This is a genomic window from Gelidibacter salicanalis, assembly GCF_007997285.1.
Classification (GTDB): domain Bacteria; phylum Bacteroidota; class Bacteroidia; order Flavobacteriales; family Flavobacteriaceae; genus Gelidibacter; species Gelidibacter salicanalis.
This window is the reverse complement of sequence record NZ_VORX01000002.1, coordinates 311,517-326,224: the sequence shown is the minus strand read 5'-3', so window position 1 is coordinate 326,224 and position 14,708 is coordinate 311,517. Positions and strand designations below refer to the sequence as shown.

At 37.1% G+C, this 14,708-nt stretch carries 14 protein-coding genes; 6 read left to right on the top strand and 8 right to left on the bottom strand.

The features are described from left to right. Position 1: 1 nt before the first annotated feature. From ES711_RS04510 to ES711_RS04485, 6 genes are all read left to right on the top strand, one after another. Positions 2–1,306 carry an NAD(P)/FAD-dependent oxidoreductase gene (locus ES711_RS04510; protein ID WP_146890622.1) on the top strand — a complete coding sequence of 435 codons (1,305 nt, stop codon included), beginning with the start codon at positions 2–4 and terminating at the stop codon, positions 1,304–1,306. 54 nt (positions 1,307–1,360) lie between these two features. Next, complete coding sequence (locus tag ES711_RS04505) at positions 1,361–1,747, top strand: transposase (RefSeq protein ID WP_246139116.1); 387 nt, start codon at positions 1,361–1,363, stop codon at positions 1,745–1,747. 229 nt (positions 1,748–1,976) lie between these two features. Further along, the gene (locus tag ES711_RS04500) at positions 1,977–3,575 is read left to right on the top strand and encodes a 4Fe-4S binding protein (protein WP_146890619.1); all 1,599 of its coding nucleotides are present in this window, start codon (positions 1,977–1,979) and stop codon (positions 3,573–3,575) included. Between the two features lie 120 nt (positions 3,576–3,695). Beyond that, entirely contained in the window at positions 3,696–4,388 is a 693-nt protein-coding gene (locus ES711_RS04495; protein WP_146890617.1) for a glycosyltransferase family 2 protein, read from the top strand. Next, positions 4,385–5,875, top strand: coding sequence for a cellulose synthase family protein (locus ES711_RS04490; protein WP_146890615.1), 1,491 nt, complete (start codon positions 4,385–4,387; stop codon positions 5,873–5,875). The genes ES711_RS04495 and ES711_RS04490 overlap by 4 nt, the downstream gene beginning before the upstream one ends. Before the next feature lie 176 nt (positions 5,876–6,051). Next, positions 6,052–7,485: a mannosyltransferase gene (locus ES711_RS04485; RefSeq protein ID WP_146890612.1), complete on the top strand. Its 1,434-nt coding sequence runs from the start codon at positions 6,052–6,054 to the stop codon at positions 7,483–7,485. Here ES711_RS04485 and ES711_RS04480 read toward each other — a convergent pair. The 8 genes from ES711_RS04480 to ES711_RS04445 form a co-directional block, all read right to left on the bottom strand. Continuing rightward, positions 7,480–7,839 carry a hypothetical protein gene (locus ES711_RS04480; protein ID WP_146890610.1) on the bottom strand — a complete coding sequence of 120 codons (360 nt, stop codon included), beginning with the start codon at positions 7,837–7,839 and terminating at the stop codon, positions 7,480–7,482. The two genes, ES711_RS04485 and ES711_RS04480, sit on opposite strands and share 6 nt — an antisense overlap. A gap of 122 nt (positions 7,840–7,961) precedes the next feature. Continuing rightward, positions 7,962–8,375 (bottom strand): VOC family protein, encoded by a 414-nt coding sequence (locus tag ES711_RS04475; RefSeq protein ID WP_146890607.1) that lies wholly within the window; start codon positions 8,373–8,375, stop codon positions 7,962–7,964. Positions 8,376–8,643: 268 nt separating this feature from the next. Beyond that, positions 8,644–8,982, bottom strand: a complete 339-nt coding sequence (locus ES711_RS04470; protein WP_146890604.1) for a hypothetical protein — start codon at positions 8,980–8,982, stop codon at positions 8,644–8,646. Positions 8,983–8,984: 2 nt separating this feature from the next. Beyond that, complete coding sequence (locus ES711_RS04465) at positions 8,985–9,965, bottom strand: deoxyhypusine synthase family protein (protein ID WP_146891517.1); 981 nt, start codon at positions 9,963–9,965, stop codon at positions 8,985–8,987. After that, a complete protein-coding gene (gene speB / locus ES711_RS04460) occupies positions 9,952–10,896 on the bottom strand; it encodes an agmatinase (RefSeq protein ID WP_146890601.1) in 945 nt (314 codons plus the stop codon). The genes ES711_RS04465 and speB overlap by 14 nt, the downstream gene beginning before the upstream one ends. Before the next feature lie 55 nt (positions 10,897–10,951). Beyond that, a complete protein-coding gene (locus tag ES711_RS04455) occupies positions 10,952–12,373 on the bottom strand; it encodes a type III PLP-dependent enzyme domain-containing protein (protein WP_146890598.1) in 1,422 nt (473 codons plus the stop codon). 446 nt (positions 12,374–12,819) lie between these two features. Further along, the gene (locus tag ES711_RS04450; protein WP_146890596.1) at positions 12,820–13,731 is read right to left on the bottom strand and encodes a pseudouridine synthase; all 912 of its coding nucleotides are present in this window, start codon (positions 13,729–13,731) and stop codon (positions 12,820–12,822) included. Positions 13,732–13,798: 67 nt separating this feature from the next. Next, the gene (locus ES711_RS04445; protein ID WP_146890593.1) at positions 13,799–14,701 is read right to left on the bottom strand and encodes a geranylgeranylglycerol-phosphate geranylgeranyltransferase; all 903 of its coding nucleotides are present in this window, start codon (positions 14,699–14,701) and stop codon (positions 13,799–13,801) included. Positions 14,702–14,708: the final 7 nt, after the last annotated feature.

The following is a 14,708-nucleotide window of genomic DNA, read 5'->3' as shown; positions in this document are numbered from 1 at the left end:
TATGGAACACATCGTTATTATTGGCAATGGGATTTCAGGTATTACGGCAGCCCGTCACATCCGAAAACTATCCGATAAGAAAATCACCATTATTTCTGCAGAAACCGAGCATTTTTTCTCACGAACCGCCCTGATGTATATTTATATGGGCCATATGAAATACGAGCATACCAAACCTTACGAAGATTCCTTTTGGAAAAAAAATCGGATAGATTTAAAATTTGGCTTGGTGACCGCCATCAATACGGAGCACAAATCACTTCAATTGGAGAATAACGAAAATATGCAATATGACAAACTTATTGTTGCCACTGGAAGTATCTCCAATAAATTTGGATGGAAAGGTCAAGACTTAAAAAGTGTTATTGGCTTGTATAGCAAGCAAGATTTGGACCAGCTAGAAGCTATTGCTCCCAACAATGAGGTTTGCCAACGCGCAGTTGTGGTTGGAGGTGGATTAATTGGTATTGAATTGGCTGAGATGTTGCACACCCGTAAGATTCCGGTAACGTTTTTAGTGCGGGAAGAGCGTTTTTGGGATGGCGTTTTACCAAGGGGTGATGCAGACATGCTGGGTCGGCATATTTTAAGTCACGGCATCGATTTACGCTTAAACTCAAATTTAAGCGAAATCACTTCTGATGCGCATGGAAATGCCAATGGCGTGATCATTGCCGAAACGGGTGAAACAATTTCTTGCAATTTGGTAGGATTGACCGCAGGCGTCTCTCCTAATATTGGCCTGATAAAGTCCACAGCTATTGAAACAGACCGCGGCGTATTGGTCAATAGATATTTAGAAACCAATGTAAAAGATGTTTATGCCATAGGCGATTGCGCGCAACAACGCGAACCCATAGGGAATCGCAAGCCAATTGAGGCCGTGTGGTATACAGGCAGAATGATGGGTGAAGCCTTGGCACAAACGATCTGCGGAAATCGGATGGCCTATAATCCTGGACATTGGTTTAATTCTGCCAAGTTTTTTGATATTGAATATCAAACGTATGGATGGGTGTTTGCCACCCCAAAAAAAGGCTATGCGCATTTTCATTGGAAACATGACGATGGTCAAAAATGTATTACTATAGAATATCAGGAAGCGTCCAACATTTTTTTAGGCATCAATACCTTTGGAATCCGCATGCGACACGAGGTGTTTGACCGATGGCTGACGGAACAACGAACGACGGATTATGTCATCAAAAATTTAAAAGAAGCCAACTTTGATCCTGAATTTTATAAAACTTTTGAGGAGGAGATTAATAATGCTTATAAATATCAATTTAAAATGGCGTATCGATAGAGACCTCACAGGTTTTGAAAACCTGTGAGGTCTTCCAACATCTAAAAAATACGTATGAATTACGAACCACTCATAGAAGGTAATTACTATCATATTTATAATTGTGGGAACAATAAAGAGACTATTTTTATTGAGGACAGGAATTATGAGTATTTTTTGATGTTACTAAAAAAACACGTTCTCCCTTGTTCAGATGTTTTGGCCTTCTGTCTCTTGAAAAACCATTTTCATTTGCTGGTTTATTTAAAGGAAAATCTTGAGACAAAAACAATCTCGCAATGTTACTCAAATCTCTTTAACGCGTATGCAAAAGCGATCAACAAGTCATATGATAGAACTGGGAGTTTATTTAAAGACAGATTTTCAAGAATTAAAATAACTGATAAAACATATTTAAAATCTTTGATTGTATATATCCACACAAATCCAACACATCACTAATTTACTGATGATTTCAGAGGATATAAATATTCTTCTTATAAGTCAACTTTATCAAAGCAACCTACATTATTGAATAGAGATTTTGTGCTTAATTTGTTTGAGAACAGAGAGAATTTTGAATTTGTCCACAACGATAAAGAATTAAGAATTAAAGAAAGATTTCTTTTAGAATAACTATACAAAACCTCACAGGTATCAAAAACCTGTGAGGTCTAATAAATACCGAACTATGAGTACCAAAACAAATTCAAGCATGTCTCTAGCGAAACCAGATTCGCAGACGCTTTCTAAAACCCAAAAAATTGCTGTGGCATTAGGAATTGTGGGACTGTTTATCATGGCCTTGACACTTTTTAATGTTGATTTTCCTAATAAACCTCTATTTCTATCCCTCTCCTTAGGATTAATTACGGCGGGCACCATTATGTTCTCTAACAACGCTTATTTAACCAAACAGGCAGGGATTAAAAATGATGGGGTGTGGTTTAAATCCATTGCCTCGCGCGGACTTTGGGGTTGGGCCTTAGGGATTGTACTCACACTTTTTTATATCGTTCTATATTTTAAGGCTGAATGGCTCGGACTTGCCGCTGACGGAGGCGCGAACGGCGGATTGGTAGCCTTATTTGACCCGTTAAGCCGATTGCTGAACGGCGGTCCCGCCAGTCAATGGTTCGTGTATGGCACATTGTATACGGTCGCTATTTTAGTTTTTGGCTATAAATTTATGCTCAAATACCGCCATAACCGTTACGAGCAGTTACGCACCATTTCAGTGATGTTCTTTCAACTGGCCTTCGCCTTCCTGATTCCGGAATTTATGGCGCGATTAAATTCAGAAACTTTTAGCCTACCGTATTATGATTTAAAGAATATTTGGCCTCTCAACTTTTACAATTTTGACAAGTATCGTGTAGATTCCATGATTGAAGCGGGAGATATCGGTTTGGCATTTTTAATTTTCGGAATTGTTTCAATTTTTGTGATCTCTCCAATTTTGACTTATAAATACGGTAAACGATGGTATTGTTCTTGGGTGTGTGGTTGCGGCGGACTTGCTGAAACCGCAGGAGATCCATTTCGTCATTTGAGCGATAAAAGTCAATTTGCCTGGAAAGTTGAACGCTGGGTAGTGCACAGTGTGGTCGTGTTTGTTACCTTAATGACCACTGCGGTTATTTATTCGTATTTAGGAAATGATTCCAGTAAATATTGGCTAACAAAAGATGTGTTTCTCCTTGGCGTTGCCGGATTACTCACCGTTGTCTTCGCTTTGGTGATGCTATTTAAACGAAAAGAATTGGCAAAGGATGCCCAATATGGTGCCATTGGCTATTTTGTGATTATTATGGTACTCATTGGGATGCATTATTTTAGCGGCACTAAAAATGTCTTTTTGGTGGACACCTACTTCCTTAAATCATCTTACGGCTTTTTAATAGGCGCCATATTTTCCGGCGTGATTGGTGTTGGATTTTATCCCATTTTTGGGAATCGCGTTTGGTGTCGTTTTGGCTGCCCAATGGCCGCCATGTTAGGTTTCCAACAACGTTTGTTTTCAAAATTTAGAATTACCACTAACGGTGGCCAATGTATTTCGTGTGGCAACTGTTCTACCTATTGCGAAATGGGTATTGATGTACGTGCTTATGCACAAAAGGGCGAAAACATTGTAAGAAGCAGTTGTGTAGGCTGTGGTATTTGTGCCGCGGTGTGCCCAAGAGGGGTCTTGAAACTGGAGAATGACTCCATGAACGGACGCATCAATAGCAACGATATTCTATTAGGTAACGATGTGGATTTAATGGATTTGGTAAATCAGAAATAACCGTGAAGTGTTCATTTGATAAAGACAGATTTGGTGTTTCAAGCGGCAACACATACCGTCAGGATGTTTACCAGCATTTTAAAAAACAAACGTTACTTTTGCCACACCTTAAATCAACCAATGTCTATTATTAAAGTCATTATTCCCGCTTACAATGAAGCTGATTCTATTGGGCTTGTCATAAAGGACATTCCGAAACATGTGGATGAAGTGATTGTGGTCAATAACCAATCTACTGACCGTACCGCTGAAGTGGCGCAACGGGCCGGAGCCACGGTATTAACTGAATCTCGAATGGGGTATGGTTACGCTTGCCTTAAAGGCATGGACTATATTGCACAGCTTTCCCAAAAACCAGATATTGTGGTCTTTATGGACGGCGATTACAGTGATTATCCAGAAGAATTAGATAAGATAATTCAACCAATTCTAGAAGATAATATTGATTTTGTCGTAGGCTCCCGTGTCAGAAGATTACAAGAAAAAGGCTCCATGACCCCTCAACAGCATTTCGGGAATTGGTTAGCTACGTTTTTAATGCGCGTTTTGTTTGGCGCCACCTTCACTGATCTTGGTCCGTTTAGAGCCATTACATATGACAAACTCCTAGATTTACAAATGGAGGACAAGACCTACGGGTGGACGATCGAGATGCAATTAAAGGCGCTCAAACACAAATTATCCTACACTGAAGTCCCCGTAAAATATAAAAAAAGAATTGGCGTCTCAAAAGTATCAGGAACCATAAAAGGTTCTATCTTTGCGGGCGTAAAAATCCTAGGTTGGATTTTTAAATATAGTTTTAAAAAATGATTCTAGAATACTTAATAATAGTTGTTTACACCATTGCTCTTATCCTTATTTTATTATATTCATTAGCACAACTGAACCTATTAATTAATTATATATCCGCTAAAAAGAAACAAGATACCTCTGAAGTTTTTGATTTCTCCAATCCTGAGGAAATTCCTTTTGTCACCATTCAGCTTCCCGTTTATAACGAAATGTACGTTATGGATCGTCTTTTAGAAAACATCGCTTTGATGGATTACCCTAAAGACAAACTTGAAATACAAGTTTTGGACGATTCTACTGATGAGACCGTAGAGACTACATTTCACCATGTCGAAAAATTAAAAGCTACCGGTTTGGATATTCAACATATCCGAAGAACTGACCGTAGTGGCTTTAAAGCGGGAGCTTTGAAAGAAGGTTTAAAAATAGCCAAAGGCGAATATATTGCCATTTTTGATGCCGATTTTTTACCGAAACCAAATTGGCTAAAACAGACCATCCCCTATTTTAAGGATAAAGAAATTGGTGTGGTCCAAACCCGATGGGGACATATCAATAGAAATTATTCCATACTTACTAAAATTCAGGCATTTGCCTTGGATGCACATTTTACATTAGAGCAAGTGGGCAGAAACAGCAAAGGACATTTTATTAATTTTAATGGGACAGCTGGTGTGTGGCGCAAATCCTGCATTATTGATGCCGGTAACTGGGAAGGCGATACACTTACTGAAGATTTAGATTTAAGCTATAGAGCGCAGCTTAAAAACTGGAAGTTTAAGTATTTGGAAGATGTAGAAACGCCTGCAGAATTACCCGTGGTCATTAGTGCTGCACGATCACAACAATTCCGCTGGAATAAAGGTGGCGCTGAAAACTTCAGGAAAATGATGTGGCGCGTTTTAAAATCGAAAAACATCTCTCCAAAGACCAAGATTCACGGATTACTGCATCTTTTAAACAGTACCATGTTTTTAAATGTGTTTTTGGTGGCCGTGTTGAGCATCCCTATGTTGTACATTAAAAATGAATATGCGCATTTGAGATTTTACTTCTACTTTATGAGCTTTTTCGTATTGAGCACCATCATCTTTTTTGTGTGTTATTGGATCATGTATAAAGAGATTTATGGCAATGGTTTTAAAAACTTCTTCACCTATGTGGGACTATTTTTTACATTTTTCTCTATTGCGATGGGCTTTTCACTCCATAATTCTATTGCAGTAATTGAAGGACATATTGGGAAACGTAGTGAATTTATCAGAACACCAAAATTTAATATAAGCACCTTAAAAGACACTTGGAAAGGCAATAAATACTTGCGTAAAAAAGTGTCCATGAACGTGATTTTTGAAGGTGCATTAATGCTCTATTTCGGATTTGGCCTCTACAGCGCTTTTGTGGTGGGTGACCAAGGTGGCGATTTTGGATTGTTTCCATTTCACTTGATGTTATTCACAGGATTTGGATATGTGTTTTTTAAATCGTTGACTTCTAAAGTATAGTCATTATATAAAATTTTAAAAGACCTGATAGATAATCGCACTTTAAATGCGCTTCTTTCAGGTCTTTTTGATTTATAAACTTTGACAACTTCTGTTGTTTATTACATGCTTAAAACAACTTATCTTGCAAATTCATCTCAAAGCGTAACCGTTTTTCAAAGTACAAAAGTTGTAGCATGTTTAATCCAACATCTTTAAAATTATACAGAACGCCAGTGCTCATGGCGCTGTTAAGCTTGGTGCTCTATGCACTATTTGCGTACGATTTGGTAAGAACGGATTACACCAAACTAATGCTAATATATACAGGCCTATTTGTTCTGTTCTATAAATTAGTACAGAGCACAAACGCCAACTTAAAGGTTTTGATCGTGCTTACGGTCGTATTTCGATTGGTTTTTTTAGGGGCAACACCAAACCTGTCACAAGATTTTTATCGGTTTATATGGGACGGACGAATGATTCTAGAAGGATTTAATCCCTATCTATTTACACCAGAATCTTTTATAAGTCTTGGTAGATTTCCGGTGGCCCAGGCTCAAGAACTCTATAATGGCATGGGGGCGCTCAACGCTAGTCATTTTACCAATTACCCTCCTGTTAAACAATTCATTTTTATGATTGCCGGACTAATTTCAGGAGAGAACATCTTAGGAGCTGCCGTGGTCTTCAGGGTCTTTATCATTCTCGCAGATATTGGCACACTCGTGATCGGAATGAAGCTCTTAAAACGATTAAACATGCCTACCAAACACATCTTCTGGTATGCGTTGAACCCATTTATCATTATTGAGCTTACTGGAAATCTTCATTTTGAAGGCATCATGATTTTCTTTTTAGTGCTGAGTTTATATCTATTACAGCGCGGCGACTGGAAAACTGCTGCAGTAGTTTTTGCAGTATCGGTAGCTGTTAAACTGCTCCCACTTTTAATTTTACCCTTATTTTTTAAATTTTTCGTCAGAAAAAATGCGTTGCATGCTGCACCTGACCTAGAGACTTTTAAAGTAGATAGTCCAAATTTAAATTTTGCACATTTATTAGGGTTTTACAGTATTATCGGCATCACAATTTTACTCTTATTTGCTCCGTTCTATTCTTCTGAATTTGTACACAACTACGCTGAAACCGTAGGTCTATGGTTTAGTACTTTTGAGTTTAACGCCAGTCTATACTATCTTGCCAGAGAAATTGGTTTTGCAATTACAGGATATAATCAGATTGCTATAATTGGTAAATTCATTCCATTCCTAACGCTGCTAATGGTCTTATTATTTACCTTTTCAAGAAAGAACAATCCACTTCAAGACCTAATGGTTTCCATGTTATTTGTGGTAAGTATTTATTTTTTTATGTCTACGACCATTCATCCATGGTATTTGGCCACCCTTATAATCCTATCCGTTTTTACCAACTACAAATTTCCGTTGGTTTGGTCGTTTGTGATTATCTTGAGTTACCTAGCGTATGCTAATTCCAGAAACACGGAAAATTTGTGGATTATAGCACTCGAGTATACGGTAGTGTATGCTGTATTCTTTTGGGAACTATTTAAAAAAAAGACCGCCCAATGGCAGTCCTTTAAATTGAAAAGTTTTGTTTTCTTATAGTGCTTTTAAGCCTGTGATGGTAAAGACTTCATCTTCTTCATCAAATCCATTTTCATCTTTGGTCACCACTTTTTTAACGGTATATGTAACCTCAAATTGCTGATTGAGATATACTTCCCCATCCAAATCAAATTCTTTCATCACGTTTTCATTAACTTTTTGAAACGTCATGGTGTATTCAGTGGCATCATCTTTATGTTGGGCGATGAAATTGTAACCATAGCCCTCATTTCCGTCATATACTGCATTGACTTTAGATTCTTGATTAGCTGTTGCAGAAATGGTTTGTAATGATTGAACCGACATTAAAAAAAGACAAAACACTGATAGTGACATTATTAATTTTGTTTTCATAGTGATTTTTAGTTTAGTAAAAAGCTTAATTGAGTTTCGGATTTTAACCACAACAAGTCCGATGCTTTTAGCAACCCCATTTGATGAGGTCTACACGTGGGCGTTAACTGCTAATGAATATATTACGATTTAAAAACTTCTGAAGATTTGTGAAAACATTTAAACTCTACAGTATAGGCATTGGGGTCTTGGACAAAAAACGAATCGTGCGCGCCCACCTTATGTTCCAAAAACTTCACGTTGGAAGTTATAGGGATCTTTTGGGCTGTAATACTTCCTAGCATCCTGCGCCATTCATCGGTCGATAAAATGACTCCAAAATGAAATGACGGTAAAATAGCACCATTAAAATTATAACTCTTACAGTCAAATTTAAAAGGCCCACACTCCGTAAAGGTAATCTGATGTGAAAATAGATTGACATCTGCCCATTTAACGTCTGAGCGTCCAATTTCAGCACCAAGCGTGTCCTTATAAAACATCTTGGTATTATGAATATTGATACATGGTAAAGCTAAATGAAATTGTGTTGCCATAAGAAGCGTATTTAGTCCTCCATTAATTAACCTTGCTATGCACTATAATTATTAGCCACTTTTAAAACAGTTTTCTAGGAAGTTCAATACTGGCTGGCTTGTTAAAGTTACATTATTTATGAATGCAAAATTAGGCGTAACTTATTTTTATTTGAAGGGCAATTTAACCTCTCAAACCAAAAAAGTTGCCCATGTATAGGCAACTTTTTTTATGTGATTGTATTGGGGATAGTGCCAATGTCATTGGCAGCATCCCCATTAATATCGACTAATCTATGTCTTCGTCTAACTCAACTTCAGGATCGTCTTCGCCCAACTCAGGGTCTACAACTGCATCCGGATCATCGCCTTCAAAATCTTCATAGTCATCTTCGTCATAATTCTCCATAGTCACCTGAAGTTTCGTGCTGACCTTCACTAAATACTTGGTGTCTTTGGTCGTCACTTCAACAGCTTCCACAATTTCATTATTGGCATTCCTGAAGGTAATGATATTGTCATCATCATAACCGTCAGGATATTTTTCAACCAATAACGAGAGGATTTCAGGTGTCAATTTTTTAAAGTCGACGATTACGCGTTTTAGATTGTCTCTTTTGTTACTCATAATTACATGTCTAATAGGTAGGCAAATATAAGCGGTGCAACAATTGTAGCATCACTTTCAATAATAAATTTTGGGGTGTCTACATCTAATTTTCCCCAAGTAATCTTTTCATTAGGAACAGCTCCTGAATACGAGCCATAACTTGTTGTAGAATCACTGATTTGACAGAAATAACTCCAGAATGGTGTATCTGTACGTTCCATATCTTGATATAACATTGGTACGACACATATTGGGAAATCTCCCGCAATACCACCACCAATTTGGAAGAAACCAATGCCGTCCTTAGAATTCTCGGTATACCAATCGGCCAAGAAGGTCATGTACTCTATTCCAGATTTCATTGTACTTGCCTTCAACTCTCCTTTAAGCACGTAGCTGGCAAAAATATTACCCATTGTACTGTCTTCCCAACCTGGAACAATTATAGGTAAATTTTTCTCTGCCGCGGCATACATCCAAGAATCTTTAAGGTCAATCTCGTAATACTGTTCAAGCACTCCGCTCAAAAGCATTTTGTACATATACTCATGCGGTAAATAACGTTCACCTTTCTCTTCAGCATCTTTCCAAATTTTAAAGATATGCTCCTGTAAACGTCTAAACGCTTCTTCTTCAGGAATACAGGTGTCAGTAACACGGTTCAGTCCTTTTTCCATCAGATCCCACTCCTCTTGAGGCGTCAAATCGCGGTAATTAGGCACACGTTTGTAGTGTGAGTGTGCCACCAAGTTCATGATATCTTCCTCTAGGTTGGCACCTGTACAGGAAATAATCTGAACTTTGTCCTGACGGATCATTTCAGCAAAAATTTTACCTATTTCCGCCGTACTCATCGCACCAGCCAAAGACACTAACATCTTTGAGCCTTTCTCTAATTGAGCTTCGTAGCCTTTAGCAGCATCTACCAACGCCGCAGCGTTAAAATGTAAATAATATTTCTCAATAAAATTAGAAATATGTCCTTTATTAGTTGTCTTCATCATTATCAAATTTAGAAATTTTGTTTGTACTTGAAGCTGATTCGTTAAAAGTACTCTCGTACCCATCTTCTACATTATCGTCCAAGAATTTATAGCATAACATTTTGTAATATAATTTAGCGGCAAGAAAATCTGACGATTTTTCTTCTGGATCTGGGCAAAGCTCAACAATATCAAATCCTACCACGTTTTTCTCTGCAAAAACTTTTCTTAAAAAGTCTAAGGTTTCATACCAAAGCAGTCCACCTGGTTCCGGCGTTCCTGTTGATGGCATAATTGACGGATCAAAAGCATCCAAATCAATAGTAATAAAAACGTTTTCCGTCATTTGGTCTACCGCGCTGTCCATCCAAAACTCATCGTTGACCATATCATGGGCAAAATACGTTTTGTCTTTATCCATTACTGTAGTTTCAATAACATCCATACTTCTGATGCCTACTTGAATCAGATTGGTAGTTTGACTAGCTTCGTACACGGCACAAGCATGATTACATTTTGAACCTTGATACTCTTTACGCAAATCAGCGTGTGCATCAATTTGAAGCACGGTCAAGTTATCAAAACACTCGTTAAAAGCACGAATGGTTCCGATAGAGATGGAATGCTCGCCACCAAAAGCGGTTACAAATTTATTGCGAGTAATGTATTTCTTGACAGTTTGGTGTACGGCATCAACCATTTTTTCTGGTGATGAATTCTCCGTAACGGCATCTGCAAGATAAATACCTTGTTTGTAAACCTCAGTCTCTGTCTCAATATCATAAAGCTCCATGTTTTCAGAAGCATCAAGAAAAGCTTTCGGACCTTGGTCAGCACCTTTTTGCCAAGTACTTGTACCATCATAAGGCACAGGAATCAATACGATTTTGGCATTGTCTAATTTGGAATATTCCTCAGGTATTCCCGCATACGTTATATTACTGTTCATTGTGTAATAATTATTATTTTAAAGTAAATGCAATTGGTGTTTAAATATATTGATTTTATTGAGTAGCTGTGCTCTCATCCGTGTCGTTGTAACCTAAAATTTTTAATAAGTCTTCACTCTTTTGTTGTTCACTAAAAATTTTAGTAGTAAAATTACCGTCTTCATCTTTATCGATCAGAAGGTGTTTTGGTGATGGAATCAAACAGTGTTGCAAGCCGCCAAATCCACCAATTGTTTCTTGATACGCTCCCGTATTAAAAAAGCCAAGATACAAAGGTTTATCCTTATTATACTTAGGTAGGTATATCGCATTCATATGCTGCTCACTATTGTAATAATCATCACTATCACAAGTTAAACCACCTAGCAACACACGCTCGTAACTGTCGTTCCAACGGTTAATTGGCAACATTACAAAACGTTTGTTAATAGCCCAAGTATCAGGAAGGGTAGTAATGAACGACGAATTGATCATGTTCCATTTCTCCTTGTCATTTTGCTGTTTTTGGTACAATACTTCGTAAATAGCACCGCCGCTCTCGCCAACTGTAAAACTTCCAAATTCTGTAAAGATGTTTGGCACGTCTACTTCTTCTTGCTCACAGAACAATTGAATTTGGTTAACGATTTCATCCACCATATACTCATAGTCAAAATCGAATGCCAACGAATTTTTTATTGGAAAGCCGCCACCAATATTCAAACTATCCAATGATGGACAGATGCGTTTTAAACTGGTGTATACTTTTAAACATTTAGAAAGTTCGTTCCAGTAATAGGCATTATCGCGAATTCCGGTGTTGATAAAAAAGTGTAGCATTTTCAACTTTACCTTTTTATTTTCCTTGATTTGATTTCTGTAGAAAGGCAAAATGTTTTTATAACCAATCCCTAAACGAGAAGTATAAAACTCAAATTTTGGCTCCTCTTCTGATGCAATCCGAATCCCGATGTTGAATTTGCCTTTAATCTCCTGAGACAGCAAATCAATTTCTTCGTAATTGTCAATGATTGGAATACAGTTTTTATGGCCGCTGTTGATCAATCGCGCAATATTGGTCACGTATTGTGCCCTTTTGAAGCCGTTGCTGATCACATAAGTTTTATCCGTAATCTTGCCTTCTTCCTTAAGTTTTTCAACAATATCGATATCAAATGCTGAAGAGGTTTCAATATGGATGTCATTTTTTAAAGCTTCATTTAAAACATGCTTAAAATGAGAACTTTTGGTACAATAGCAATAGTGGTATTTTCCCTTGTATTTGTGCTTTTTAATGGCTTTGTTAAACCAGGTTTTGGCACGTCCTATATTATTTGATATTTGAGGTAAATAGGTAAACTTTAAAGGTGTCCCATAATCTTCTACCAACTTCATTAAATCAATATCATGGAATTGAAGGGTTTTATCCTCCAGTTTGAATTCATCTTGTGGGAAATAAAATGTTTGATTGATGAGATCAATATATTTTGTATTCATTATAAATTATTAAGTTTTAAAATTCTGAAAAAAAAATCAATTAGAGTAATAAATTCCTGATAAATAATGATATTCAAACCTGAATCTGTTCATGCGAAGGCATGCTCACAAAAACGAGGTGCTTTCTGTGTGCTAGTTTATAATTAGAAGTAAGCTTTAAAATCTGGTGACTTATCTTATAAGTTGCTTTTGAAATTGACTTCTTAAATCCCAAAAGCCCAAACGTAAAAACACGATTCAAGGATTCAGTAAATGAAGTGCAAAAGAACTATAAAAAATCAGAAAAACAAGATGCAAAAGATAAAAATATGACCTCATTACTGAAGTTCCAAAACCGCCACAGTTTATTGCATAAAAAAATGGCTTAAAATATTGTATTTAAGCCTTTTATCGTTCTATTTTGATTTCCCCAAATTTATCTAAAGCTCTTATAAGATCTTCGTTAATTACGGAAGCATCTTTAAGGTGTTTATTTCTTGTTCCGTAAGGTGTTTCCAATGGCCTCTAGGAATATCTTTCTTCGTTAATCCTGCAATTGCCACACAGTCCAATTTAACAATCTCATAGTTTAAATGATCAAAAATTGACCGAATAATAGTACTTCCCGTGTTTTTAATTTTCAAACCAATAAAATTCTTGGACTGACCGTCTACAAAACTGATCTCTTCAACACTGACAAATTTACCTTCAATATTTAATCCGTCTTGGATTTTCTTTAAATCTTCAAACTTTAAATTCTTGTCCAATTCAATTTGAAACACACGAGGCACACCTTTTTTCGAGTTGGTGAATTTCTGCATCAACACATCATCGTTGGTAAATAAAATTAAACCTAATGAGTTTCTTCCCAATCGGCCAATTGGCTTTATACGTGACGTGGTAGCATTTGCTACCAAATCCATAACCGTTCTACCCTTGCCTTCACTAGTGGTCGTCGCGAAACCTTTAGGCTTGTTCAACAACACGTAAGCCTTCTTTTCTGGATTAATTCGGGCGCCATCAAAACGCACATCATCCTCTAATTTCACTTTATACCCCATTTCCGAAACGATCTTCCCGTTAACGGTAACGTTTCCGGTAGAAATATGCATATCTGCATCACGACGTGAACAAATGCCAGAATTGGCAATGTATTTATTCAATCGGATTTCATCTAGATTTGATTTTTTAGCCGCTGGTTTTTTATCAAAAGAAGGTTTTGCAACATCTTTTGAATCCTTTTTCACTGGAGCATTCCCTCTAGCATAACTTTTGCTTTTAGGACTTTCACTTCCTCTTCCTGCAGCGGTTGAACCACTTTTGCTCTGACCTCTTCCTGAAGATTTTCCTTTTCCACTACTCCCTTGATGTCTACTCATGACTTAAAATTTTAGGCAAAGATACTTTATTATATCACTATTTTAGAGCTTGAAATGGCGATTTTCGTCAAATCCTATTCAAGACAACGTCTACATTGATTAAAACGATGCAAAACACCCCTGCAACAATGATAAATTTTAGAATGTTGTGCAAAATAAGATAATGCGTTTTCGTTTTTGATTTCCATAACATCATTACAAATACCACTAATAAAAGCGTGCTCAAATAAAAGAAATAATTCATCTGACCGATATCAAAATAAGCAATGAGCAGCAAGGTTGGCAATAGCGTGACCACCGCCAATACTGTCAACATTACTTTTGAAACGGGCTCTCCGTAACTCACTGGAATCGTATGATAGCCCAAGGCCAAATCGCCTTTAATATTTTCTAAATCCTTGGTCAACTCCCGCATGGCAATGATTAAAAACAGAAACATCGCATGAAAAAAGATGACCGTCTCAAAATTCTTGTAATAAATAAAAATAGCAAAAAAAGGCGTTATAGTCAAAATTGCCGACGTAAGATTTCCTATAAAAGGCAGTCGTTTCAGCTTGTGCGAGTAGAACCAAATTCCGAAAATATAGAGGGAAAAGAACACCACGGTATTGAACGACACGTAACTGGCCATGACGACCGCCAAGAAATTCAAAACAAAATAAAAAGATAATTTGGTGTTCTGACTGACCAATCGGTCCAACATCGATTTGTTAGGCCGGTTGATTAAATCTTTTTCAGAATCATAAAAGTTATTGATGATGTATCCAGCGGCAATTGTGGATGCTGAAGCGAGGACCAACATGAACAAATTCAAATCGAATACCACCTCACGCAACGGTAAATCATGCGCTAGTATATAAATTGAAGTCAAATATTGGGCAATGACCACCACCAAAATGTTGTAGCCTCTAATAACAGAAAACATGCTGAAAAACTTAAGTAAGACATGTTTTTGTTTTCTGGATAACATAAAAGAC